Annotated in this window: 18 protein-coding genes and 2 pseudogenes; 14 read left to right on the forward strand and 6 right to left on the reverse strand. The window is 70.0% G+C overall.

What is annotated here, in order from left to right; translation table 11 throughout:
* Positions 1 to 65: 65 nt before the first annotated feature.
* The 7 genes and pseudogenes from G9Q41_RS02140 to G9Q41_RS02170 all read left to right on the forward strand — a co-directional run bounded on the left by G9Q41_RS02140 (position 66) and on the right by G9Q41_RS02170 (position 10,952).
* The gene (locus tag G9Q41_RS02140) at positions 66 to 2,114 is read left to right on the forward strand and encodes a bifunctional aldolase/short-chain dehydrogenase (RefSeq protein WP_092521349.1); all 2,049 of its coding nucleotides are present in this window, start codon (positions 66 to 68) and stop codon (positions 2,112 to 2,114) included.
* A gap of 173 nt (positions 2,115 to 2,287) precedes the next feature.
* On the forward strand, positions 2,288 to 3,790 hold the full coding sequence (locus G9Q41_RS02145; RefSeq protein ID WP_165631465.1) for a rhamnulokinase family protein: 1,503 nt from the start codon (positions 2,288 to 2,290) through the stop codon (positions 3,788 to 3,790).
* Positions 3,791 to 3,953: 163 nt separating this feature from the next.
* Positions 3,954 to 4,355 (forward strand): DUF5313 family protein, encoded by a 402-nt coding sequence (locus G9Q41_RS02150; protein WP_092521347.1) that lies wholly within the window; start codon positions 3,954 to 3,956, stop codon positions 4,353 to 4,355.
* A 421-nt stretch (positions 4,356 to 4,776) separates the two neighbouring features.
* A complete protein-coding gene (locus G9Q41_RS02155; RefSeq protein ID WP_165631464.1) occupies positions 4,777 to 5,952 on the forward strand; it encodes a right-handed parallel beta-helix repeat-containing protein in 1,176 nt (391 codons plus the stop codon).
* Positions 5,953 to 6,023: 71 nt separating this feature from the next.
* Positions 6,024 to 6,827, forward strand: a pseudogene (locus G9Q41_RS02160) (acetamidase/formamidase family protein); the annotation flags it as partial.
* Between the two features lie 546 nt (positions 6,828 to 7,373).
* The gene (locus tag G9Q41_RS02165) at positions 7,374 to 9,374 is read left to right on the forward strand and encodes an FUSC family protein (RefSeq protein WP_165631463.1); all 2,001 of its coding nucleotides are present in this window, start codon (positions 7,374 to 7,376) and stop codon (positions 9,372 to 9,374) included.
* Between the two features lie 414 nt (positions 9,375 to 9,788).
* On the forward strand, positions 9,789 to 10,952 hold the full coding sequence (locus G9Q41_RS02170; protein ID WP_207630395.1) for a monodechloroaminopyrrolnitrin synthase PrnB family protein: 1,164 nt from the start codon (positions 9,789 to 9,791) through the stop codon (positions 10,950 to 10,952).
* A gap of 241 nt (positions 10,953 to 11,193) precedes the next feature.
* Here G9Q41_RS02170 and G9Q41_RS21700 read toward each other — a convergent pair.
* Positions 11,194 to 11,700 (reverse strand): annotated as a pseudogene (locus tag G9Q41_RS21700) (class I SAM-dependent methyltransferase); the annotation flags it as partial.
* Between the two features lie 355 nt (positions 11,701 to 12,055).
* On the opposite strand from G9Q41_RS21700, the gene G9Q41_RS02175 reads away from it, so the two are divergent.
* Positions 12,056 to 12,259, forward strand: a complete 204-nt coding sequence (locus G9Q41_RS02175) for a (2Fe-2S)-binding protein (protein ID WP_165631461.1) — start codon at positions 12,056 to 12,058, stop codon at positions 12,257 to 12,259.
* Between the two features lie 121 nt (positions 12,260 to 12,380).
* Positions 12,381 to 12,866, forward strand: a complete 486-nt coding sequence (gene bfr, locus G9Q41_RS02180) for a bacterioferritin (RefSeq protein ID WP_092521333.1) — start codon at positions 12,381 to 12,383, stop codon at positions 12,864 to 12,866.
* 79 nt (positions 12,867 to 12,945) lie between these two features.
* On the opposite strand, the gene G9Q41_RS02185 is transcribed toward bfr, so the two are convergent.
* From G9Q41_RS02185 to G9Q41_RS02200, 4 genes are read right to left on the reverse strand one after another with little or no spacing between them, the layout of a single operon-like run.
* Positions 12,946 to 14,187: a cytochrome P450 gene (locus G9Q41_RS02185; RefSeq protein WP_165631460.1), complete on the reverse strand. Its 1,242-nt coding sequence runs from the start codon at positions 14,185 to 14,187 to the stop codon at positions 12,946 to 12,948.
* Between the two features lie 49 nt (positions 14,188 to 14,236).
* Positions 14,237 to 14,431 carry a ferredoxin gene (locus G9Q41_RS02190; RefSeq protein WP_092521332.1) on the reverse strand — a complete coding sequence of 65 codons (195 nt, stop codon included), beginning with the start codon at positions 14,429 to 14,431 and terminating at the stop codon, positions 14,237 to 14,239.
* 54 nt (positions 14,432 to 14,485) lie between these two features.
* Entirely contained in the window at positions 14,486 to 15,130 is a 645-nt protein-coding gene (locus tag G9Q41_RS02195; RefSeq protein ID WP_165631459.1) for a TetR family transcriptional regulator, read from the reverse strand.
* Positions 15,131 to 15,132: 2 nt separating this feature from the next.
* Positions 15,133 to 16,353, reverse strand: coding sequence for a cytochrome P450 (locus G9Q41_RS02200; RefSeq protein ID WP_165631458.1), 1,221 nt, complete (start codon positions 16,351 to 16,353; stop codon positions 15,133 to 15,135).
* A 197-nt stretch (positions 16,354 to 16,550) separates the two neighbouring features.
* Between G9Q41_RS02200 and G9Q41_RS02205 the strand changes: the two genes are divergently transcribed.
* Positions 16,551 to 17,951 (forward strand): MFS transporter, encoded by a 1,401-nt coding sequence (locus G9Q41_RS02205; protein ID WP_207630478.1) that lies wholly within the window; start codon positions 16,551 to 16,553, stop codon positions 17,949 to 17,951.
* A gap of 422 nt (positions 17,952 to 18,373) precedes the next feature.
* On the forward strand, positions 18,374 to 19,858 hold the full coding sequence (locus G9Q41_RS02210) for an amino acid permease (RefSeq protein ID WP_347567430.1): 1,485 nt from the start codon (positions 18,374 to 18,376) through the stop codon (positions 19,856 to 19,858).
* Between the two features lie 25 nt (positions 19,859 to 19,883).
* On the opposite strand, the gene G9Q41_RS02215 is transcribed toward G9Q41_RS02210, so the two are convergent.
* Complete coding sequence (locus G9Q41_RS02215; protein ID WP_165631456.1) at positions 19,884 to 20,489, reverse strand: N-acetylmuramoyl-L-alanine amidase; 606 nt, start codon at positions 20,487 to 20,489, stop codon at positions 19,884 to 19,886.
* A 185-nt stretch (positions 20,490 to 20,674) separates the two neighbouring features.
* Here G9Q41_RS02215 and G9Q41_RS02220 point away from each other — a divergent pair, with 185 nt between their 5' ends.
* The 3 genes from G9Q41_RS02220 to G9Q41_RS02230 all read left to right on the forward strand — a co-directional run bounded on the left by G9Q41_RS02220 (position 20,675) and on the right by G9Q41_RS02230 (position 24,287).
* On the forward strand, positions 20,675 to 20,989 hold the full coding sequence (locus tag G9Q41_RS02220; RefSeq protein ID WP_165631455.1) for a hypothetical protein: 315 nt from the start codon (positions 20,675 to 20,677) through the stop codon (positions 20,987 to 20,989).
* 1 nt (position 20,990) lies between these two features.
* The gene (locus G9Q41_RS02225) at positions 20,991 to 22,511 is read left to right on the forward strand and encodes a sodium:solute symporter family protein (RefSeq protein WP_165631454.1); all 1,521 of its coding nucleotides are present in this window, start codon (positions 20,991 to 20,993) and stop codon (positions 22,509 to 22,511) included.
* Between the two features lie 405 nt (positions 22,512 to 22,916).
* Positions 22,917 to 24,287, forward strand: a complete 1,371-nt coding sequence (locus tag G9Q41_RS02230) for an MFS transporter (RefSeq protein WP_207630393.1) — start codon at positions 22,917 to 22,919, stop codon at positions 24,285 to 24,287.
* Positions 24,288 to 24,307 lie beyond the last annotated feature (20 nt).

Raw genomic sequence — 24,307 nt, forward strand, 5'->3', positions numbered from 1 at the left:
CCCTCGCTCACAGAACCGACAGCGAAGCCCCAGCACAAGACGGCCCGGAACCGAAAGGCATCCCCATGAACGAACCAACCCCCGAGCAGGCGGTATCCGAGCTGCTGGACCGCGCGCACCAGCTCGGGTCCGACCCGCGCAACACCAACTACGCGGGCGGCAACGCCTCCGCCAAGGCCACCGGAACCGATCCGGTCACCGCGCGACCGGAACGTCTGATGTGGGTCAAGGGCTCCGGCGGGGATCTCGGCACGCTCAAGGAGTCCGGGCTGGCCGTGCTGCGCCTGGACCGCATGCGCTCGCTGACCGAGGTGTACCCGGGAGTCGAGCGCGAGGACGAGATGGTCGAGGCCCTCGACCACTGCCTGTACGGCAAGGGCGGGGCCGCGCCCTCGATCGACACCGCCATGCACGGGCTCGTCGAAGCCGAGCACGTCGACCACCTGCACCCCGACGCGGGAATCGCCCTGGCCACGGCCGCGGACGGGCCGCAGTTGACCCGGGAGTGCTTCGGCGACAAGGTGGTGTGGGTCCCGTGGCGGCGGCCGGGATTCCAGCTGGGGCTGGACATCGCCGCCGTGCGCCGGGAGAACCCGAACGCGGTCGGAGTGGTCCTCGGCGGGCACGGGATCACCGCCTGGGGCGAGACGAGCGCGCAGTGCCAGGAGAACTCGCTGTGGATCATCCGCACCGCCGAGCAGTTCCTGCGCGAACGCGGCCGTCCCGAGCCCTTCGGCCCTCCGGTGAGCGCGAACGCGGCGCTGCCCGCGGAGCAGCGGCACGAGCGCGCCGCCGCGCTCGCCCCGGTGATCCGCGGGCTGGTCTCGACCGACAACCCCCAGGTGGGCCACTACGACGACCGGGACGCGGTGCTGGAGTTCCTCGCCGGCGAGAACCACCCGCAGCTGACCGACCTGGGCACCTCGTGCCCCGATCACTTCCTGCGCACCAAGGTGCGCCCCCTGGTGCTGGACCTTCCCCCCACCGCACCGCTGGAGGAGGCCGTCGAACGGCTGCGGGAGCTGCACTCGGCCTACCGGCAGCGCTACCGCGAGTACTACCAGCGCCACGCGGACGAGAACTCCCCCGCCATGCGCGGAGCCGACCCGACGATCGTGCTCGTGCCCGGGGTGGGGATGTTCTCCTTCGGCAAGGACAAGCAGACCGCCCGCGTGGCGGGCGAGTTCTACGTCAACGCGATCAACGTGATGCACGGCGCGGAGTCCGTCTCCCGTTACCAGCCGATCGAGGAATCCGAGAAGTTCCGGATCGAGTACTGGAGCCTCGAGGAGGCCAAGCTCGCCCGCATGCCCGCGCCGAAGCCGCTGGCCACGCGCGTCGCCCTCGTCACGGGCGGTGCCTCGGGAATCGGCAGGGCCACCGCGCACCGGCTCTGCGCCGAGGGGGCCTGCGTCGTGGTGGTCGACCGCGACGTCGAGTCCGCCCGGCAGATCGTCGACGAGCTGGGCGGCTCGGACAGGGCCGTGGCGGTCGCCGCCGACCTCACCGACGAGGACGAGGTATCGGCCGCGTTCCGCACGGCCGCGCTCTCCTTCGGCGGGGTCGACCTGGTGGTCAACAACGCCGGGCTGTCCGTCTCCAAACCGCTGCTGGAGACCAGCACCGCCGACTGGGACACCCAGCACGACGTGATGGCCCGCGGCTCCTTCCTCGTGTCCAGGGAGGCCGCCCGGGTGATGACCTTCGAGGGGCGCGGAGGCGACATCGTCTACGTCGCCAGCAAGAACTCCGTGTTCGCCGGGCAGAACAACGTGGCCTACGGCTCCGCCAAGGCCGACCAGGCGCACCAGGTGCGGCTGCTGGCCGCCGAGCTCGGTGAGCACGGCATCCGGGTCAACGGCGTCAACCCCGACGGGGTGGTGCGCGGCTCCGGCATCTTCGCGGGAGGCTGGGGCGCCCAGCGCGCGGCCCACTACGGGGTCAGGGAAAGCGAGCTCGGCGAGTTCTACGCCCAGCGCACCCTGCTCAAGCGGGAAGTGCTTCCCGAGAACGTGGCCGCCGCGGTGTTCGCCCTGGTCGGTGGCGACCTGACGCACACGACGGGAACGCACGTGCCCGTCGACAGCGGTGTCCCGGCCGCCTTCCTGCGCTGACGCCTCCGCGGAGGTGCCGATCCACCCGCACGGGCCGGCCGGATCGCGACATCCGGCCGGCCCCGGGTGGCGGACGGTGCTGCCACCACCGTCGACGAGTCCCTTCCCACCGGGCCGGCCGTGCGATCCGGTCCCCGACCCGGTGGGCCGACACACTCACGGACAAGGTTGCCATGACGAGGACGGATTTCACCTGCGCGGCTGTCGACCTGGGCGCCTCGAGCGGGCGCGTGGTGGCGGGTGAGGTGGCTGCCGACAAGCTCGAGCTGACCGAACTGCACCGGTTCCCGAACAGCCCCTCGCACACGCGAGCGGGACTGCGCTGGGACGTCTCCCGACTCCACCGGGAGATCCTCACCGGGCTCGAGGCCGCGGCCGCCTACTCCCCGGCCTCGGTGGGCATCGACAGCTGGGCCGTGGACCACGGTCTACTGGACGAGGCGGGAAACCTGCTCGCCGACCCGTACCACCACCGCGACACCAGGACCGCAGGCATGATGGAGCGGGTGCGCGAGCTGGTCTCCGACGAGGAGCTCTACCGCACCACCGGGCTGCAGCGGTTGCCCATCAACACCCTGTACCAGCTTCTCGCCTCCCAGGAGAGCGAACAGCTCGCGGCGGCGCGGACCATGCTGCTGCTGCCCGACCTGCTGAACTACTGGCTCACCGGTGAGATCGGCGCCGAGATCACCAACGCCTCGACCACGCAGCTGTTCGACGTGCTGGGCGAGGACTGGGCGCACGACCTCATCCGCCGCCTGGGGCTGCCGACCCACCTGTTCCCCCGCCCCCACGCCCCCGGACTGCGCGCGGGAACGCTGCTCGCGGAGGTGGGCACCCGGACCGGGCTCGCCGCCGGGCTCCCGGTCACCTCCGTGGCCTCGCACGACACGGCCTCCGCCGTCGTGGCGGTGCCCGCCAGGACCGAGCGCTTCGCCTACATCTCCTGCGGAACCTGGTCGCTGGTCGGCCTCGAACTCGACTCGCCGGTGCTCACCGAGCGATCACGCGCGGCGAACTTCACCAACGAACGCGGTGTCGAGGGCACCACCCGCTACCTGCGCAACACGATGGGGCTGTGGCTGCTGCAGGAGTGCCTGCGCTGCTGGCGGGAGCAGGGGATGCGCCGCGAACTGGGCGAGCTGCTCGACGGGGCCGCCCGCCTGCCCGCCTTCCGCAGCGTGCTCGACACCGACGATCCGGCCTTCATCGCCTCCCAGGACATGCCCGCGGCCATAGCCGCTGCCTGCGCGAACGCGGGCGAGCCGGTCCCGGAGACCCCGGAGCAGACCGTGCGCTGCGTGCTCGAGAGCCTGGCCCTGGCGCACCGGATCACCGTGCGCGACGCCGCGCGGCTGGCCGACCACGAGGTCGAGGTGGTGCACATGGTCGGCGGGGGCAGCCGCAACGAGCTGCTGTGCAGGCTGACGGCCGATGCCTGCGGACTCCCCGTGATCGCGGGACCGGCCGAGGCCACGGTCCTGGGCAACGTGCTGGTCCAGGCCCGCGCCCACGGCGCGGCCGGGGACCGGGCCGCGGCGCGGGAGCTCGTGGCCGAGACCCAGCCCCTGCGGCGCTTCGACCCCACCGGGGCGGCGCGCGAGTGGAACGCGGTCGAAGCCCGGGTGCACGGCCACCGCCCCCGTGACCACGACGCGGCCACCACCTCGGGGTGATCCGCTCTCGCCCGGTCCCGGAGACGCGAGGCCGCCGGGACCGGCCCGGCGAATCACGTCCAGAGGACCGACCCCTCCGGGGGGACTCCCCGCGCCCGCACCGCGGGCAGTATCTTTTCCACTCGGGCGCAGCTGGACGCCGGACGGAACGGAGCCTGCCCGCATGAGCCGAGAACGCCCCAACCCCCTGCAGTGGCTGTGGTACGCCTACGGCGGCCGCCTGCCCGCGCGGTGCCGGGAGTGGGTACTGCACGACATCACGTGTCGCACCTGGGCGCTGCGGCACGTCGCCCGCGCGCTCGTCCAGGTCTCGCCCGGCCTGCTGCTGTTGCTGCTGCCGGGCCCGCTCTGGATCAGCGCCATGTCCCTGCTCGGCGGAGTGATCATGGCGGTGTGGTACTCCGTTTCGGCGATGGTGGAAACCTGCGAGCACCGCCTCGCCAAGCACGGCTACCCGGTCGGCACGGGCAAGGCGAAACGGGCCGAGGCCAACGCGGAGCTGCTGGCCGCGCAGGAGGCCCGCTACGCCGCCCTGTACCGGAACAACCAGCCGGAGCAGCAGTAACCGGCAGACATCGCGTCCCGATGCTTCGCGCCCGCCCGCCTCCTCCGGGCGGGCGCGCTCCGCGCTTTTCGGACCTCCCCGCCGGCGAGCCCTCGACGCACCCGCGGGCGCACGACGTCGAGCAGCGAATGGACCGGCCGGGGGAATCATTTCCGCCGAATTCTCGAAAACGAATTCCCAATCCGAATTCGCGCAGAATCCCTTGACAGCGCCACAGGGCGCGAGTCACACTTCATTTCCACTTGGTAAGCGCTTACCAAGCATTGTTCGCCCATTCACGGAGCAATAACGAACCGGTGGTGCGCCCGGCGCTCCACCGCGCCGAGAAAGGGGACGCAGCACCGTCCCCCATTTCGCGACACGAAGGGAAAACATGGAAACCCGATTATTTCCCGCCGGGAGCTTTCGAAAGTCGCTCACCATGCTGTCCACGGCCGTGCTGACGACGCTGGCACTGACCCCGCTCGCCCACGGCGCGGACAACACCGACACCCCCACCGCGCGAAGCTCCGGCGAGCCGAGCGCAGCGAGCCGAACCGCGCAGGAGTGCGGGAGCGGCTCGTTCGACGCCGAGGTCGTCGTCGACGGCGGGACCTGGACGGCCCGCAACGGGAGCGAGACCGTGCACACCGGACCGAACATGCGCGCGGCGATACAGGCCGCCATGGACAGCCTCACCGCGGGCAGGCAGAGCAAGGAACGGGTCGTCGTCCGCGGCTCCGGGAGCATGAGCGCCGACAACTCGCTGGAGATGCCCAGCCACACCGCGCTGGACGTGTGCGGCACCATCGACGTGACCGGCACGGACAGCACCGGCAACAACGCGGTGGTGCACGGACGGCACGTGACCGGCGTGGAGATACAGCACCTCAACGTGACCGGATCCCCCTCCTACGGGGTCTTCTTCCGCAGCGGCAGCGACATCCACCTCGGCCAGATCGACCTGCGGCTGTCCGGCGGGCTGGGAGTTCGCATCGACAACCACGCCAACCGCGACGAGCCCACCACCGACGTGCGAATCGACGACGTCTACGTGTCCGGCACCAGCCACCACGGGGTGGAGACCTACGGCGTGGACGGGCTGACGATCGGCACCGTGGTGGCACGCGACGTCGCCTACTCCGGGCTGCTGCTCAACGACACCACCAACGCCACCGTGGGAACGGTCGACGCCGAGAACGCGGGCTCGGGAACCGGATACGCGGCCTTCCGAATGGCGAACAGGAACGGCCGCGTCGACGGCGCCTACCCGACCAACGTCCACGTCGGTGAGGTGATCGCACGCGGCGGTGGCCGCGGAGTCTTCTGCGTCTCGGAAAGCGGCGGCGCCGTGATCGACAACGTGGACATCGCCAACACCGGCAGCAACGCCATCCTCGTGGAGAACTGCTACAACGTGGAAATCGCCTCCGAGGGAGGCCAGGTGACCGGACCGGGAACGGTGCGGATCGCGGCCCGTTCGGACTTCCCCGTGACCAGGGACGTGACCCTGCACAATCTGACGGTCACCGATTCGGAAATCGTGGAAAGTCCCTGCGGGGAGAACATCACCATCGCGAACAACACGTTGAACAACACCCCGCGCAACGTGTGCTGACCTCCCGCGCGATCACACCGCCTGCGGGTTCCCGGCCGGGAGCCCGCCGGCGGCCTCCCCGGTCGGGCCGTTCGCGATCACTGCCCGAGCGCATCGCCTCCAACATCCACCCGGGGCTGGCCGGGTGCGCACCGTCGGCGGAGCTGCTGGCCACGTGGAACCGCCGGGAGCAGGCGCTGATCGACACCGACCCGCACCGGGTTCCCCCGCTGGCGCTGCCACCGCTGGAGACGAACAGCCTGCTCGGTTCGCTCACCGGCGCGGAACGCGACCGCGCGGCCCGGGAAGGGGCTCGCACGGTCCCGCCGCGCGAGCACGGCGGCAACGTCGACATCAAGAACCTCGGCATCGGATCGCGCGTCTACTACCCGGTCTACGTGCCCGGAGCCAAGTTCTCCATCGGGGACCTGCACTTCGCCCAGGGCGACGGTGAGATCAGCTTCTGCGGCGCTGTGGAGATGGGCGGACACGTCGACATCGGGGTCGACCTCATCAAGGGCGGGATGCGCGCGTACAACGCGACCACGCCGATCTTCCGCCCGGGACGGCAGGAGCCGCGCTACACCGAGTTCGTCTCCTTCGTCGGCATCTCGATCGACGAGTCGGGCGATCAGCACTACATGAACGCCACGGTCGCCTACCGCCGCGCCTGCCTGCAGGCCATCGCCCACCTCGAGCAGTTCGGCTACACCGGCAGGCAGGCGTACCTGATCCTGTGCGCGGCACCGGTGGAGGGGCGGATCAGCGGCATCGTCGACATCCCCAACGCCTGCTGCTCGCTGTACCTGCCCACCGAGATCTTCGACTTCGACATCCGTCCCGGTGCCGACGGGCCCGTGGCCGTCGACCGGGGAGACTGCGCCCGCGCGAGCTGAAGGAGGAATCGACGAGGCGCCGTCCGCCGGTTCTCCTCCGCTGGGAACGGGCTCGACGTCGCGCGCGGCGGCGCCGCGCGCGACGGCCGCCCGCGCCACCCGCGCGGAGCTCGGCCACGAGTCACCGCCCACGAGGTGCGGTTGAGCGCGGCAGGAGCGGCCGCGCCGAGAAAGTGACCTCCCCCACGGGAAAAACGCGGAAGATCTTCATCCGGTGTTTCGGAAAAACACCGGAAACATGACGAAAATCTCTACACCGCATTTTAATCCGGCATTCATGGCCCCCTGAAAGGTGACACACGACAAGGTGTGATCTGTGTTGTCCGCGGGACTCCTGCCCGCATCGCCGCGTAATAATGGAAAACGGGTCGGGGCAGGACGAATCAGCACGCCGCGGCGCGCCGCGGCACGCTGCGACAGACCGCGCACGGCGAAAGATCACCGGGAGGTCGGGTGTTTCCCGTCGACACGTTTTCCGTTCGACACACGTGGTCGACAGCACTGTCACGGCTGCTGCGCACGGCCTTTCCCGCCTGGCTCCGCCGGATGCTGCGCCCGGCCCCCATCCCCGTGGACTGGAGCCGGATCGTGGTGGCGGCGCTGGCCGTCGGCCTCACCCCCGCGGCGGGACTCGCCACGGGAAGGATCGGGGAAGCGATCCTGATCTCCCTCGGGGCTTTGTGCATCGCTTTCTCGGATCCGGTCAGTTCCTACCGGTACCGATTGCGTCGCGTCGGACTGACCGTACTGCTGGGAACCGTCGGATTCGGCCTCGGAATAGCCGCGCCGTCACCGTGGACGGGCGCGTGCGTGGTCGTGATCATTTCCGTGCTGTCGGTTCTGGCCAGCAGAATGGGCGACCTGTGGGGCGCGGCCGGCACCCAGATGCTGACTTTCTGCATCGTGGCCACCGGGCACCCCGTGGAAACCATGCACAGTGGACAACAACTCGCGTGGTTCCTCGGCGGGGAACTGCTCGCCTTCACGCTGATCGCGGCCACCTGGCCCTTCCGGCGCACCGCCCCGGCCAGGCACGCCGTGGCACGGGTCTTCGAGACCACCGCACGCATGCTCAGCACCGAGTGCGGGGAAGCGCGCACCCAAGTCAGGCAGCACCTGACCAGGGCGCTGAACGAGGCCCACGACGTGCTGATCAGCGTGGCGGCGGGCTCCACGGCACGCAGTCGCGTCCACGACAGGCTCTACGTGGCGCTCTCCCAGGCCACGCCGATGGTGGAGGCCTCGGTCGCACTCGCCCACGCAGGCACGAGGGTGCCCGAACCGCTGGTGGAGGCGATGCGCGCGCTGGCCCGCTGCCTGCGCTCCGGAGCCCTGCCCCCGCAGCACGCACCGACCACCACCTCCACCGACCCGACGCCCCTGCGCGCCCTGGACGACGCCCTCGGCAGGCTGGTCGCCTCGCTGCGCACGGCGAAACTCGCCGATCCGGGCGAGTTCGACGCCGGACGCGACCGCCGCGCACGCTTCCGGGTCTGGCGCGAGGGACTCGCGGTCGGCAGGACCGGGTGGCTGCTGGCGGCCCGCATGGCGCTGTGCCTGGCCGTGGCGGAAACGGTCGGGCTGCTGCTTCCGCTGGAACAGCCCTACTGGGTCGCGCTGACCGTGGCGCTGGTGCTCAAGCCGAACTCGGGCTCGTTGTTCGCGCGCACCGTGCTGCGCGGGCTGGGAAGCGTGCTGGGGGTGATCGTGGCGAGCGCGCTGCTGGCCGGGATCGCCCACGGCTGGTGGATGCTGCCCTTCACGGTGCTGCTGGCCGCCCTGGTTCCCGACACGTTGAGCCGGCACTACGGTCTGTTCACCGGCGTGGTGACGTGCCTGGTGCTGCTGAAGATGAACCAGGTGGAGTCCATCCCCGCGCTTCCCGCGGTGCGGCTGGTCGACTCGCTCATCGGTTGCGCCGTCGTCCTGGTCATCGGCTACGTGCTCTCCCCGCTGCACCGCCGCCCCCCGCTGGAACGGAGCTTCGCCAACGCGGTGCTGACCGTCTCCGAGTACGTCGCGCTGTCCCTGACGGGAATGGCACGGGAACGGCCCGCCCTGCGGCGACGCAGCTACCGGGAGCTCGCCGAGCTGCGCACCACGCTGCGCCAGCGGCTCGTGGAGCCGAGCTCGGCGAGCAGGACGGCCGAGCAGTGGTGGCCGTCGATCGTCGTGCTCGAACGACTCGTCGACGGAGCCACCGAGCGCGCGATCCGCATCGAAGGCGGCAACACCGGGATCAGTCTGCAGCGCGCCCAGCTGATCGTGTCGAACATGCGGTCGCTGGCCCGGTGGTTGCGGTGTGAGACCTCCGAGAACGCCACTCCCTCCCCCGCGTGTGTCAGCGAGCGGCTCTCCGAGATCGAAAGCGAACTGGCCTCCTCCTCGTGGCTGCGGCCGGAGGACACCTCGCCCGGACGGGAATCCGCGCACCCGGAATCCGCACGGGTGATCGGCCCGTCACGTTCCGAATCGGGAAATCCGCTCACCCCGTCGACTTCGGACCAGGAGAGCGCGGTCAATCCCCCGCACGGAGCCCGGCGTTGATCAATTCGCCACAAAACCAGCAAACGAAATTCGTATTGCTGTTTTCGGGCGGGTAAATCCGTCGATAAAACGCGAATTATAGTCACGATCACACTCGTACATTCCGGTTGTCCGCGTTTAGGATCACCGTCGGATGCACGAGAACGCCACCACGCCCCGCGGCGGGCGACGCGGAGGAGGGGCGCTGCGGCTTTCGCGCACGTCTGCCCACGAACCGACCACCGTGCCACCCGCAGCGCACCCGCGCGCCGGGGTCGTTCTCCGCCCCCGACGCCGGACACGGCCCACCCCCGTCCGCCACTCCCGTCCGCGCGGCACGTCCGGACTCATCCGCGGTGAGCCGGCTCGGCCGAGCGCTGCGGAGCCAGCGCTTTCCGAACCCCGCCACCGTGCCCTCGCCCCGTGGGAGGCAAGTTGAGCACACTCGAAGGCCTCGAATACGGTTGCCCCGCACAGCTCGAAGCGGTCCGCTCGGCCGATCCACTGCGCGCGGACGAGCTCTGCGCACGTCTCAGAGGCATGAACGACGACGCCGATGTGGCGGCCCTGGCCGAGTCGCTGCGCGCCCTGCTGCCCGATCCCGGCCAGATTGGGCAACTGTCGACAGACGAGTGCCTCGCGGCGATGCGCGACCTGGGGATGTTTCTGGGCTCGATCAAGCGCCACGGAACCGAACCCGCCGAGGCGGTGCCCGAATCCCTGCCCGTGCTGACCGAACTGGGCCGCCGCACCGACATGGTCCCGCGGGACACGGTGCTGCACTACTGCGTGTGGAACCCGGAGGGCCCGCGCCGTCGGATGTACACCGGTGATCCGCAGGAGCGGATCCTGCAGGACTCCGTGCGCCACGCCTTCCCCCGGCTGAACACCGGGCTGCGGATCTGCGACGAACTCACCCGCACCGACCCGGCCGCGGAGCGCTTCGCCGCGCTCGCGCGGGAGCTCGACGAGTGCGTCGGGGCCATGCTCGAGTCCATCAACGCGGTGATGGCCGAGGTCAGCCCGGTGTTCTTCGCCCGCACGCTGCGCCCCTACTTCGAGGAGATAACCCTGCGGGGGCGGACTTACCTCGGTCCGGCCGCCGCGCAGGTACCGCTGTGGCTCGTCGACGAGGTCCTGTGGCTGTCCGACCGGGGTGTGGCCGAGTACGAGAACTTCCTGCTCGACTCCGTGCCCTACGGACTGCCGCGCTGGCGCGAGCTGCACGCGGGCTGGCGCGGCCGCCCCTCGGTCGTGACCAGGCTCGTCGAGGCCTTCGACGCGGTGGGAGGCCACGACCGCGCAGGCCACCGATTACGGGACGGGGCCAACGCCCTGGCCGGTGTGCTGGGCACGATCGTCACCTTCCGCGGTCGGCACTACCGGATCGCCAGGCAGGCCTACCAGGAGGAGGTTCGGCTGTATCCGCGGGGAAGCGGCGGAGCAGGAGTCGACCTGCTGCAGCGCGTGCTGCTGCTCACCCGGCAGAACGCCCGGGTCGCCGCCGAGCGGACCGATCAACGGCGTCGGAGCTCTCGTCTCGCTTCCCCCACACCGACACCAGCGGAGCGGACAGAACGACGAACTCCGGGTCCTTGAGCCGTTCCCGCACCCGGTCGAAGGTCTCCGCGTCCACCGGGGTGTGCTCCAGGATCGGCTCACGCAGGCGCAGGAAGGTGTGCCGGTAGAACTCGGCGGCCGCGCTGCCGCCGCGCACCAGTTCACCGTCCGGCGAGGCGTCGATCTCGGTGAGCCCGCGCGCGGCGAGCTCCGCGGGCATCCGGTGCGCGAAACGCGAGTCGCACCCGTTGCGGGCCAGTGCCGCCACCACCGCGTCGTGCACGCGCTGGAACCGCTCCGCGTCGTCCCGGGCGGGTCCCGGCTCGGCCAGGGACGCCCCCTCGGCGTCGAACTCGGACAGCAGCACCCGGCCTCCCGGGGCGCACAGCTGCACGAGCTGGTCCAGCACCTCCTCCCGCTGCGGCAGGTGCGACAGCGTCATCCGCGCGTGCACCAGGTCGAAGGTCTCGGAGAGGGGTTCGTCGGACAGCAGGTCGTGAGTGCGGATCTCGACCTGCTCGGGCAGCTCGGCCCGTTCCAGGAATCCGGTGTCGCTGTCGAGGGCCACGACACGTCCTCGCGGGCCTACGAGGTCGGCCAGCATCCGGCTGACCGAACCCCCTCCGGCACCGACGTCCAGGCAGGAACTGCCCGCGCTGACCCCGATCTTGCACAGGGCCCGCCAGGAGGACGGGTCCCAGAGCCCCTCCAGGGAACCGAGCCGTTCCCGCTCGGCGTGCCACTCGGGGGCGAACGTGTAGGGCTCCGCAGTGGTTCTCGTGTTCATCACGGGTGTGAACGTTAGGGCGACCCGCACCACGAGAGCAACAGTGTCCCGCCGAGGCGGGGGCACCGCTCTCGCGGCCCCCGTCGCGGGCGAGCACGCCCTGCGAATGGGACGAGCTCGAGGTGCCGGCCGCGCGCAGCGGGGCTCACCCCAGGCCGAGGAGTTCTTCGTACACGCCGACCCTCGTGTTCTCGCCGTTCCTCTCCCACCATCGCAGCGGAGCCCCGACGACCGTGTGAACTCGGTTACCGGGGGTTGCGCGCATCCCACCCACACTAGTTTACTTAGGCAAGGCTAAGCGAAAGTTAGCTCAGCCTTACCTAATGAGCGTCGTGGAGTTGTGGAGCCCCGTCCCATGTACACGTGCATCTGCGCCGGCGTGACCGAACCGGAAGTGCGGGCGTGCATCCACGCCGGAGCCGACAACGTCGAGGAGATCGGCGACCGCTGCCTGGCCGGAACCGGCTGCGGCACGTGCGTGGAACGACTCGAGGAGCTCCTGGAGGAGAACCGAGCGGCGAGCACGACCCCCTCCTGCCCGCTGTCCAGCGGCGTCTGACCGTGGCCGCCGGTGCCTCCACCGGTTGCCGGACACGCCCGTCGCGGTTGCGCACACGATGCCGCGCTGCTCGTAACGTGTCCGACGTGCGGTTCGACCCACGGCTACCGGCGGAGGACTCATGCAAGGCGACTCAGAGGTCATCTCACTGCTCAACGAACAGCTCACCAGCGAGCTGACCGCCATCAACCAATACTTCCTGCACTCGAAGATGCAGGCCAACTGGGGCCTGACCAGGCTGGCCGAACACACCCGCACCGAGTCGTTCGAGGAAATGCGGCACGCCGAATGGCTCAGCGACCGCATCCTCTTCCTCGAGGCCCTTCCGAACTACCAGCGATTGTTCACCCTGCGGATCGGTCAGACGCTCAAGGAACAGTTCGAGTCCGACCTCGCGATCGAACGCGAGGTCCTCGACCGGCTCAAACCGGGCATCGCGCTGTGCCGCGAGAAGAACGACATCACCACGGCGAACCTCTTCGAGGGCATCCTCCGCGACGAGGAGCACCACATCGACTACCTCGAGACCCAGCTCGAACTGATCGAGACCCTGGGCACGCAGCTCTACCTGAGCCAGCTCGTGGAAAGCCCGCCGACGAGCGCGTGATCGGGGAGGCGGTGGTGTTTCCGCACGGGCGGCCTGCGCGGAGGCACCACCGCCGCACTCGCTTCCGCTCCGAAAGCGGTCACCAGGTCACCGGCAACTCGTAGACGCCGTACACGGACCCGTCGTGCTTGAACGGGATCTCCTCCGGATCGACGGCCAACCGCAGGGTGGGCACGCGCCGGTAGAGCGTGCCGTAGACGACCTGCAGCTCCAGCCTGGCCAGCGGTTGCCCCAAGCACTGGTGCACTCCGAAGCCGAAGGCCATGTGACGACGATTACCGCGCCGGATGTCGAGGCTGTCGGGCTCGTCGAAGACCTCGGGATCGCGATTGCCGATGTCGTTGGCCACGATCAGCCCCTCGCCGGCGCGGATGGTCTCGCCGGCGATGTCGATGTCGTCCAGAGCCACCCGGCGCCGCCCGTTGTGGGTGATGTGGAGGTAGCGCAACAGCTCCTCCACCGCCGAGGAGACCAGCTCGGGATCGTCGGTCTCGCGCAGCGCCTCCAACTGATCGGGGTGCTCGAGCAGGGCCAGCGTGCCGAGCGCGATCATGTTCGCCGTGGTCTCGTGCCCGGCGATCAGCAGCAGCACCCCCATCCTGGCCGCCTCGTCCCGAGGCAGCTCCCCGGCCTCGACCCGCTCCGCCAGATCGGACAGCAGGTCCTCGCCCCGGTCGACCAGCTTGTCCCCGACCAGACCGTCCAAGTACTCGGTCAGCCTGCCGGTCGCGGCCGAACGGTCCTCCTGACTCGAGTTCCGGTTGACGATGACCCTGCTGTTGCGCTGGAAGAAGTCGTGATCGGAATAGGGCACCCCGAGCAGCTCGCAGATCACCAGCGAGGGAACCGGCAGCGCGAAGGACTCCACCAGATCCACCGGATTCGGCCCGGCCAGCATGGCCTCGATCGCCTCGTCGACGATCCGCTGCACCTTCGGTCGCAGCGCCTCCACCCGTTTGACGGAGAAGGGGCCGGTCACCATGCGCCGAAGACGGGCGTGCTCCGGATCGTCCATCAGGATGAAGCTCAGCGGCGAACCGCTCGCGCGCTCCGCGGAGGAAACCGGCGCCGGACTCGGGTAGCCGGGGTTGGTCGGATCGGCGCTGACCCGCGGGTCGGCCAACAACTTCCGCTGCTCCGCGTGCCGGGTCACCAGCCACGGCGTGCTGCCGTCCCACAGCCTGACCCGGGCAAGCGGGGCTTGGCGCTGCTTCTCCCGCAGCTCGGGCGGCGGGTCGAAAGGACACCCGGCCGCCCTGGTCATCGGGTATTCCGGGACGTCGGCCACGCCGCCGTCGGCGGAATCCACCGTACTGCTCATCAACTCCTCCACGGAACGTCGTGCCGCGCTCTCCGTCCTAGCGGGTCGCTCACTCGTTCACCTCGATGGCCGCGGCCGGGCACATGTCGGCGGCCTCGCGCACCGCCTCGTGCAGCTGCTCGGAGGGCCGGGAGTCCAGCAGCACCACGATCCCGTCCTCGTCGCGCTGGTCGAACACCTCGGGAGCGGTCATCACGCACTGTCCCGCCCCGCAGCACTTGTCCTCGTCGACACTGACCTGCATCGGATCTCGTCCTTCCGTCGCTGAGTACTTCCTCGCGTTCCGTTTCCGACCCGTTCAACCGGTGACCGGAGCCAGCCACAGCCCGGTCACCGCGTCGACCAAGCCGGTCGCTGCGTCGTGCCAACTCGCCCTGGGCGTGGCAACGCCCTCGGCCAGGGCACGCTCGCGTTCGGCGTACATGTGCGCCATCAGCTGTCGGCTCATGGCGAAGCGCTCGGAGCGCACTTGCGGCGGCAAGTCGGGCAGCGAGCGGTCGAACCCGTCGATGATCCGGTGCAGGTCCGGCGAGGTCAGCGACTCCTCGACCATGATCCCGTGCAACGCGGGCTCCGTCATCACCTGCGCCGCGAAGCGGGCGTACCAGGTGGGACACCCGAGCGTGGCCAGGTGCTCGGCGCTCGGGCGTACCAGGCAGCCCACCCAGTCCCGAACGCTGGGCTCCTCCCCGACATCCGCCAGCAGCTGCCTGCGCAGCTGCTCGATCCGCCCGGAGTGCTCGCGCACTATGGCCCGCACCAGATCGGCCTTGGCGCCGAAGTGGTAGCTGACCGCGGTGTTGTTGCCCAGCCCCGCCGCCTCGCTGATCTGGCGGTTGGACACGGCGAACACCCCGTGCTCGGCGAACAGGCGCTCCGCGGTGGTCAGAATGCTCTCCCGCGTGGTGCGGATCTGCTCACTCCGGACAGTTCTCTCGGTCATGGTCACCACCGAACCGGTACTTCGCGCAGCCCTCCCACCACGAGCCCGTCGACCCGCCGCAGCTCGTCCACGGGCACGGCGAGTTCCAGGGAAGGCAGCCGCCGCAGCAGCACTTCGAGCACGGTCTGCAGCTCGGTGCGGGCCAGCGCCTGGCCCAGGCACGAGTGCGCACCGACACCGAACGCCAGGTGGGGGTTCGGACTGCGCCCCAGGGTCATGTCCTCCGCATTGTCGAACACGCTCTTGTCCCGGTTGGCCGCGGCCATGCTGCACACCACGGTGGTTCCCTCCGGCAGGGTCGCGTCGGCGAGGTGGGCCTGCTCACCGATGTAGCGCGGCATGCCGAAGCCGGGGTTGGCGTCGTAGCGCAGTGCTTCCTCGACGGCGGTGCGCACCAGGGAACCGTCCTCCAGCAGCTGCTGCCAGCGCCGCCTGTCGGACAGCAGCATGGCCACCATCTTGCCGATCATGTTCGCCGTCGTCTCGTGCCCGGCCACCAGCAGCCCCTGCCCGGTGGCCACCAGGGTCGCGTCCGACAACCGCTCACCGGCCGAGTCGGTCTCGGTGGTCAACGCGCTGAGCAGGTCGTCGCCGGGCTCGGCCCGCTTGGCCTCGACGTGACCGGCCATGTAGGCGGCGAACTCGCGCTGGGCCGCGTCGATCTCCTCCTGCCCGTAGCGGGTCAGGTTGAGCAGGGTGTCGGACCAGTGGGCGAACCTGTCCCGGTCCGCTTCGGGCACGCCGAGCATGTCGCAGATCACCCACACCGGCAGTGGAAACCCCAGGGCCGCCTTGAGGTCGGCGGGGCTGCCCTTCTCGACCATCTCGTCGAGCAGCCGCTCGGCCGTGGACTCGATCCCGGGACGCATCGCGGCCATGCGCTTGGCCGTGAACCACTTGCTGACCATGCGCCGCCAACGCTGGTGCGCCTCCCCGCTCTGCGGAAGCGCGGAGGCCATGGAGGTGTTGAACACCCCGCCCGACTCGTCGGCCGAGATCCTGGCCGCTCCCCGCGCCCCGAGGTCCCTGGTGAAGCGCGGATCGGACAGCACCTGTTTGACGTCCTCGTGCCTGGTCACCAGCGACGCCTCGTCCCCGCTCGGCAGCCGCACCCCGGCAACCGGGCACTGCTGCCGCAACCGCTGCCACTCCTCCGGCGGGTCCAGAGCGCCCCGCACCGAGAACGGGTAGTCCAGCAGCTGCTCACCGTCGTCACGCTCCACCGCGACCTCCTCCGAGCCGATCTTCAGTGCACCCCCAGTCAACCCGGTTCACCGCGTTAAGTCAATCGACTGATTGAATGGTCTTCGACGTGAAGACCCGACACACCGAAACGGAGGACCCCGTGTCACACGACAACGCCACCCCACCCGGCGAGACCGGCCCACCCCGGACGTCGGCCGTCGTCGTGGTGCTGGCCATGGCCGGAATCGTGGTCTCGTTGATGCAGAGCCTGGTGATTCCGCTGGTTCCCGACCTGCCCGAACTGCTCCACGCCTCCGCCACGGGCACGGCCTGGGTGGTCACCGCGACCCTGCTCGCCGGAGCGGTCGCGACCCCGGCGGCGGGCCGCCTGGGAGACATGTACGGCAAGCGGCGCATGCTCGTGCTCAGCCTGGCGCTGATGGTGCTCGGCTCGATCACGGGCGGGCTGAGCAACTCGCTCGTGCCCATGATCGTCGGACGCGCCCTGCAGGGACTGGCCGCCGGTGTCATCCCACTGGGCATCAGCATCATGCGCGACGAGCTCCCCGCCGAGCGCCTCGGCTCGGCGATCGCGATGATGAGCGCCTCGCTGGGAGTGGGCGGAGCGCTCGGGCTGCCCGCGGCCGCCTTCCTGGCCGAGTACACCGACTGGCACGTACTGTTCTGGGCCTCCGCCGCGCTGGGGGCCTGCGCCACCGCGCTCGTGCTCGCGGTCGTCCCGGAGTCCGCGGTGCGCACCGGAGGACGATTCGACCTGCCGGGAGCGATCGGGCTGTCGATCGGGCTGGTCTGCCTGCTGCTGGCGATCTCCAAGGGCGGCGACTGGGGCTGGACCAGCGGCACCACCCTCGGTCTGCTCGGTGCCGCGGTGCTCGTGCTGGTGCTGTGGGGCCGGTGGGAGCTGCGCACTCCCCGCCCGCTGGTGGACCTGCGCGTCAGCGCACACCGCCAGGTCCTGCTCACCAACCTCGCCTCGACGGTGTTCGGCTTCGCGATGTTCGCGATGTCGCTGATCCTGCCGCAGCTGCTGCAACTGCCCGAGTCCCTCGACTACGGGATGGGGCGCAGCATGCTGGTCGTGGGCATGGTGATGGCCCCCTCGGGCCTGGTGATGATGGCCATGGCCCCGGTCTCGGCACGCATCTCGAAGCTCGGCGGCCCCAAGGTGACCCTGATGGTCGGCGCAGTGGTCGTCGCGGCCGGCTACGGGCTCAACACGGTGCTGATGTCGCAGATCTGGCAACTCGTCCTGGTCTCGGGCGTGATCGGGGCCGGGATCGGCCTGGCCTACGGAGCCATGCCCGCGCTCATCACGGCCGCCGTCCCCGTGTCCGAGACCGGAGCGGCCAACAGCCTCAACACCCTCATGCGCTCCATCGGCACCTCGATCTCCAGCGCGGTCGCCGGTGTGGTCCTCGCGCAGCTGACCGTCACGATCGGGCCCGTCACCGTCCCCTCGCAGACCGGATTCCGCGTGATCATGGGCATAGCCGTGTTCGCCTCCCTGGCCGCCCTGGTGATCGCGGCCTTCCTGCCCGGCAGGCGCGCCCCCGGCGAGGCCACCGGTTCGGGGGAGTCCACCGCGCCCTCGGAGAGCGCCCCCGCGTCCTCCTGAGCCTCGACATCCGAGCCCCGGCCTCGACCGCGGCCGGAGCAACCTGTTGCTCCGTTCGGCGCAGCACTGTCCTAACCTCGGAAAGCGGAAACCACCAACGACGACTCGAACGACTCGGACAACAACGTGCTCATCCCGACCCGTTCCGCGCGGCCGCTCGACTCGAGCGGCCGCGCACTCCTTTCACGCCCCGACAGCACCGATCCCGGTGAGCACCACGCCTCGGCGCGGGCCGGGGCCTGCGCACATCGGCGTGCCGGACACAAGGATCGAAAACGGAGCCGCTGATTCGCACAACAGCATCCGGGTTCGTGCGCAACAGCACACCTCCTAGTGTTGCCCACCACCCCACAACCTCGTTCACAACCTGTTGACAGCGCGGCCTTGCGCCCACGACCGGAAGGCCGCCGAGGAGACGTCCCGTGGAAGACCGACGCACCCCGGAAACGCCCCGCAACGCACCGACCTCCCCCGGCCGGTCGGCAGCGGCGGGGGTGGCTTCCCGACTCGTCCGCCGCAAACCGGTCGAGCAGCTGACCGCTGAGACCGGACAGCTGCGCCGCTCGCTCGGGCTGGCCCAACTCACCATGATCAGCATCGGGGCGACGCTGGGAACCGGCATCTTCGTCGTCCTCGGCGAAGCCGTCCCCAAGGCTGGTCCGGCCGTGGTGCTGTCCTTCGTGCTCGCGGGGCTCACCGCGCTGTTCTCCGCGCTGTCCTACGCCGAGCTGGCAGGCATGATCCCGGCCTCCGGGTCCTCGTACTCCTACACCTACGCCACGCTGGGCGAACTGGTCGCCTGGGTGTGCGGCTGGTGTCTGATCCTGGAGTACGGGGTGTCCGTGGCCGCGGTGGCGGTCGGCTGGGGCCAGTACCTGAACGAGCTGCTGCACCTGACCATCGGCGTGACCATTCCCCAGCTCTTCAGCCAGCCACCGGGCGAGGGAGGCCTGATCAACATCCCGGCCGTGGTCGTGGTGCTGCTGGCCATGTTCCTGCTGCTCGGCGGGGCCAGGGAAAGCGCACGGGCCAACGCGGTGATGGTGGTGATCAAGGTCGCCACGCTGCTGGTGTTCTGCGCGGTGGCCTTCACCGCCGTGCGCGACGGCAACTTCACCCCCTTCATGCCGCTCGGCATGGCCGGAGTCAGCGCGGCGGGGGCGACGCTGTTCTTCTCCTACATCGGCTTCGACGCCGCCTCCACCGCGGGCGAGGAGGCCCGCGACGCCAGGAAGGACCTCCCCCGGGCGATCGTGCTGTCGCTGCTCGTGGTCACCGCCCTGTACTGCCTGGTGGCGCTGGCCGCGGTCGGGGCCATGCCCTGGAGCCGCTTCGCCGACGCCGAGGCGGTGCTCAGCCAGGTGCTGACGCAGGCCACGGGGGCGGGCGTGCTCTGGTCGGTGCTGCTGTCGGTGGGCGCGCTCGTGGCGATCTCCAGCGTGGTGCTCGCCGTGCTGTACGGGCAGACCAGGATCCTGTTCTCCATGTCCCGCGACGGGCTGATCCCCCGCGTGTTCTCCCGCGTCGACGAGCGGACCGGAACCCCGCGCAAGAACGTCGTGATCGTCTCGCTGGCCGTGGCCGTGCTCTCCGCCGCGGTCCCGCTGGGTTCCCTCGCGGACGCGACCAGCATCGGCACCCTGTTCGCCTTCGGGCTCGTCAACGTGGCCGTGCTCGTGCTGCGCCGGATCCGCCCCGAGCTGCCCCGCGGTTTCCGGGTGCCGCTGTCCCCGGTGACCCCGCTGCTCGGAGCCGGATTCTGCCTGTACATGATGGCCGGCCTCGGCGCGGACACCTGGCTGGTCTTCCTCGGCTGGATGACGGCCGGACTGGTGCTCTACTTCTCCTACGGGATGCGCAGGTCGCGGTTGAACGCCTCCACCCCGCAGGCGGACCCGGTGGAGTGAACCGGGCGTCCCGCCCGCGCGGTCGTCAACCGTGATCCTCGAAGGTCGAGGCCGCCCCGCGGGGAATCTCGTCCGGGGAGCGCAGGTAGTGGGCAACCCGCGCGCGCAACCGCCGCATGTCGATACCGGCCGGGTCCTCCTTGCGCTCGGGGGCCCACTCGCGGTGCGCGCACACCCGCGAGGACTCGATTCCCAGGAACAGGCACAGCCGGGCCACCAGCCTCGGGTAGACGTCCCGCTGCTGCCCGGTCCAGTCCCCGTCACCGGAGTCCTCGGCCTCGATCCCCAGCGCCACCGAGTTCCCCGACAGCCCGGCCCAGCTCCCCGCCCCGGCGTGATAGGCGAGACCGGCCGCGACGACGTAGACGGTCCCGTCGTAGCCGATGCCGTAGTGCGCCAGCGGCCCGGCAAGATCTTGCCGACCGTCCCGGACCAGCGCCAGTGAGGGAAAGTTCTCCGCGGTCTCCTCCGGCTCCGGACCCGCGGTGTGGTGGCACACGACCACGCCGACGTAGTCGTCGAGCGGACCGTGCCCGCGTCCCCTCCAGCCGGGAACCTCGACGACCGGATATCCCGTCGCGCGGGCGACGGTGGCCAAGTCCTCGCCGGGCCCGTTGAACCACTGTCCCATCGGCACACCTCTCACGATCCGGGAAAAAACTCCCCTCAACCGTTCTCTCCGATCGACTCCGCACGACACAAGCCTCCGTTCGGGGCATTCCTCGTTCCACCGATCGGGAAGGTGTTGCCACCCGCGCGTTGCCACTGGTTCGATCATCCCCCGGACGGGCGAGCTTCGACGGGAACGGAGTGGACATGCCGCAGGAGGGTGGCCCCGAGCCGCGTGAACCGATACGCGCTCCCCTGGCCTGGGCGGGGTTGCTGCTTCTGGTCCTGGTCGGCGTCCCGTGGTACCTGCCCGCGGGAACGATCGGGCCGGTGCTGCTCGGTTTTCCCCTGTGGACACTGATCGCGGTTCTCTCGTCCCTGGCGCTGTGCGGATACCTGTCCTGGATGCTGCTGTCCCGCTGGGAAACCCCCGAACAGCACGCGGATTCCCCGCAGGAACCACCGCGGGGAACGCGGCGCGAGACCAACGAGGACACGAGCGGACACGGCGGAGCGGTGTGACATGGACACGCTGAACTTCAGCGGCCGATCGGGCGTGCTCGTCCTGGCCTCCTACGCCGCGCTGATGCTGATCATCGGTTTCTTCGCCGGGCGCGGCGGCTCCGGGGCGAAGCACAGCCCGAAGGGCCACTACCTCGCGGGCGGCAACCTCGGGGTGGTCACCCTGTTCTTCACGCTGTACGCCACGCAGTACAGCGGGAACACGGTGATCGGCTACGCCCCGCAGGCCTTCCGCGAGGGATTCGCCTGGTGGCAGTCGGTGACCTTCTTCAGCATGATCGTGGCGGGCTACATGCTGTTCGCCCCCCGCATGCACGCGATCGCGAAGAAGCACTCCTTCGTGACCCCCACCGACTGGGTGAGTCACCGCTTCGGTTCCACCCCGCTCACCGTGCTCGCCGCGCTGCTGATGCTGTGGGCGCTGGCGAACTACCTGCTGGAGCAGCTCATCGCCATGGGCCAGGCGATCACCGGCCTGACCGGCAGCACGATCCCCTACCAGGTGGGCGTGACCGCGTTCGTGCTCGTCATGCTCGCCTACTCGTGGAGCGGTGGGATGCGCGCGGTCGCCATGACCGACATCATGCAGGGGGTCGCGCTGCTGCTGGGCGTCGGAACCCTGCTGGCGGGAGCCGTCGTCCTCGTCAACGACCTGCCCGCGGGCAACGGCCCCACCGTGCTGAGCCACCACCCGGAGGCCATGGCCGTTCCGTCCACGATCGACTCGGTCAACTGGGTGTCGATGATCCTCATGGTCGGCATCGGGATCGCGATGTACCCGCACGCGATACAGCGCGTCTACGCGGCACGCAGCGCACGCACCCTGAAGCGCTCCCTGCTGCCCATGGTGTGGATGCCGCTGCTCACCGCCGGTGCGGTGTTCGCGATCGGGCTGCTCGGGCTGGAGCTCTTCCCCGATCTGTCCGCTCAGGACTCCGAGCGACTCGTGGGCATGATCGCCAACGAGGTCGCCGGGCTGAACGTCTTCTTCTACGTCATGATGATCCTGTTGTTCGGCGGTGTCGTGGCCGCGGTCGTGTCCACGGCCGACTCGGCGTTGCTGAGCTTTTCCTCGATCGTCTCCACCAACGTCTACGCCCGTTACATCCGGCCGGACGCCACCCCGCAGCACCAGGTTCGGGTGGGCAAGGCCGTGGGCGTGGTCGCCGTGTTCGGCATCCTGCTGCTCGCCTGGAACCCACCGAGCACCCTGGTGGAGATATTCACGCTCAAGATCGAGCTGCTGATCCAGCTGGCCCCGGCCTTCGTGGTGGGACTGTACTGGAAGCGCCTCGCGGCGGGGCCCGTCTTCTGGGGAATGCTGGCCGGGGTGCTCCTGGCAGGCGGGATGGCCGTCGCCGGGGTCGACGCCCTCTACGGAGTGCACGGCGGGATGCTCGGCCTCGTGCTCAACCTCGGCATCTGCGTGCTCGGCTCGCTGCTTCACCCGCGCGAGCGCACCGAGCACGCCGCCGAGCCCGGCACCGCGCAGCGCCCCCTCGACCAGGCCCACTCCGGGTAATCCCCTTCCGAGCGGCGCGCTGCCCGGAACGGACGTCACGGCACTGCCCGCGCGGCCGGTGCGCGCCCACCACCGACGGTCGGCTGCCCCGTCGGCCGGACTCCGCCGGTCGGTTCCCCACGACTGGTTCTCCCGGCGGCACCTGGCCCGGCCGAGCACAGTGGAGGCTCACGCCCCGAAGGGCGTCCACGACACGGAAACGCCCCGGCCGGCACCCGCTCGTGTTCACGCCACCTTCGCGGGCTCCGTGGGTGGCCCCGCCCACGAGGCCCGTGGACATTTCCGCTCACCGGATGGGCACTTCCGGCTCGATGAAACGAACCGTTGACAGCGTGCCACGCCCTGCTTAACGTCCCCGTCACGAAAAATTGAACAGTGTCCGAAATTACGAACACTGGAGTTTTCATGGGGCCGCACACCGCGGTGAGCAACGTGCCCGACACGCCGAACACCGACCGCTCGCTGTTCCGCAAGGTCACCCTGCGTCTGCTCCCCCTGCTGGGTCTGCTGTACGTGATTGCCTACGTCGACCGCTCCAACCTCGGCTTCGCCAAGCTGACGCTGCAGGACGAGCTGGGCATGTCGGCCACGGCCTTCACCCTGGGCCAGGTCTTCTTCTTCGTCGCCTACGCGCTGCTGGAAGTGCCCAGCAACCTGGCGCTGCACCGGTTCGGGGCCAACCGGTGGATAGCGCGGATCATGCTCACCTGGGGACTGATCACCATGGCCACGGCCCTGGTCTCCCAGCCGTGGCACTTCTACCTGGCGCGGTTCTTGCTCGGCGCCGCCGAAGCGGGCTTCTTCCCCGGCGTGATCTACTACCTCACGCGCTGGTACCCGGCCGCCCGCCGCGAGGCGGCGGTCGGACTGTTCATGCTGGCAGGCCCCGTCTCCTTCATCATCGGCAACCCCGCCATGGGCGCGCTGAGCGACCTGCACGGCGTCTGGGGACTCGAAGGCTGGCAGTGGATCTTCCTGTGCACCGGAATCCCGGCCGTGCTGACGACCCCGCTCGTCCTCTGGCTGCTGCCCTCCTCCCCGGAGCAGGCGAGGTGGCTGACCACGGGCGAGAAGGAGCGCATCCGCACCGTCCTCGCCGCCGAGGAGTCGCGGACGGGCCAACAGCCGCACAACCCGCTGCGGGCGCTGGCCGACCCCCGCGTGCTGGCACTGGCCGCGTTCTTCCTGTGCTTCCCACTGGCCACGTACGGGCTCTCGTTCTGGCTGCCCACCATCATCGACGGATTCGGCGGACTCTCCGGAACGGCCATCGGGCTGATCTCGGCCACCCCCTACCTGTGCGTGATGGCCGGCCTGCTGCTGGTCCCCCGGCTCGCCGCGCGCGGCGGCCGACCGCTCGACTGGATAGCGGGCATGCTGGCGCTGGCCGCGCTCGGATTCACGATCACCGTCGCCTCCGAGCCCGCCTGGATGCAGATGTTCGGACTCTGCCTGGCCTCCGTGGGCGGCTTCGCGGCCCAGCCGATCATGTGGGGGCTCGTGCCGCGCTTCCTGAGCGGCGCGGCGGCAGCGGCCGGAATCGGCGCGATCAACGGAATCGGCAACCTCGGCGGCGGCTTCGGCCCCATGGGAATCGCCGCGCTGGTGGACCTGACCGGATCCACGCACGCGGGACTGGTCTTCCTGATCCTCGTCTCGCTGCTCGGACTGGCGGGCACCTTCGGCCTGCGGACCCTGCTGCGCACCAGGTCCCGCTCCTCCGAGAACTCCGATCCCACCCCCCACGGCGACACCGGCCTCCGGCAGCAGCACTGAACGCACCCCGCCCGAGAAGC

Source organism: Actinopolyspora sp. BKK2 (assembly GCF_011291845.1).
GTDB lineage: Bacteria > Actinomycetota > Actinomycetes > Mycobacteriales > Pseudonocardiaceae > Actinopolyspora > Actinopolyspora saharensis.

Bases quoted from the DNA above. Each gene is read 5' to 3' on its own strand.
- G9Q41_RS02140 (WP_092521349.1), top strand. From the start codon at position 66: ATGAACGAACCAACCCCCGAGCAGGCGGTATCCGAGCTGCTGGACCGC.
- G9Q41_RS02145 (WP_165631465.1), top strand. From the start codon at position 2,288: ATGACGAGGACGGATTTCACCTGCGCGGCTGTCGACCTGGGCGCCTCG.
- G9Q41_RS02150 (WP_092521347.1), top strand. From the start codon at position 3,954: ATGAGCCGAGAACGCCCCAACCCCCTGCAGTGGCTGTGGTACGCCTAC.
- G9Q41_RS02155 (WP_165631464.1), top strand. From the start codon at position 4,777: ATGCTGTCCACGGCCGTGCTGACGACGCTGGCACTGACCCCGCTCGCC.
- G9Q41_RS02165 (WP_165631463.1), top strand. From the start codon at position 7,374: ATGCTGCGCCCGGCCCCCATCCCCGTGGACTGGAGCCGGATCGTGGTG.
- G9Q41_RS02175 (WP_165631461.1), top strand. From the start codon at position 12,056: ATGTACACGTGCATCTGCGCCGGCGTGACCGAACCGGAAGTGCGGGCG.
- bfr (WP_092521333.1), top strand. From the start codon at position 12,381: ATGCAAGGCGACTCAGAGGTCATCTCACTGCTCAACGAACAGCTCACC.
- G9Q41_RS02185 (WP_165631460.1), bottom strand. From the start codon at position 14,187: ATGAGCAGTACGGTGGATTCCGCCGACGGCGGCGTGGCCGACGTCCCG.
- G9Q41_RS02190 (WP_092521332.1), bottom strand. From the start codon at position 14,431: ATGCAGGTCAGTGTCGACGAGGACAAGTGCTGCGGGGCGGGACAGTGC.
- G9Q41_RS02195 (WP_165631459.1), bottom strand. From the start codon at position 15,130: ATGACCGAGAGAACTGTCCGGAGTGAGCAGATCCGCACCACGCGGGAG.
- G9Q41_RS02205 (WP_207630478.1), top strand. From the start codon at position 16,551: ATGGCCGGAATCGTGGTCTCGTTGATGCAGAGCCTGGTGATTCCGCTG.
- G9Q41_RS02215 (WP_165631456.1), bottom strand. From the start codon at position 20,489: ATGGGACAGTGGTTCAACGGGCCCGGCGAGGACTTGGCCACCGTCGCC.
- G9Q41_RS02220 (WP_165631455.1), top strand. From the start codon at position 20,675: ATGCCGCAGGAGGGTGGCCCCGAGCCGCGTGAACCGATACGCGCTCCC.
- G9Q41_RS02225 (WP_165631454.1), top strand. From the start codon at position 20,991: ATGGACACGCTGAACTTCAGCGGCCGATCGGGCGTGCTCGTCCTGGCC.
- G9Q41_RS02230 (WP_207630393.1), top strand. From the start codon at position 22,917: ATGGGGCCGCACACCGCGGTGAGCAACGTGCCCGACACGCCGAACACC.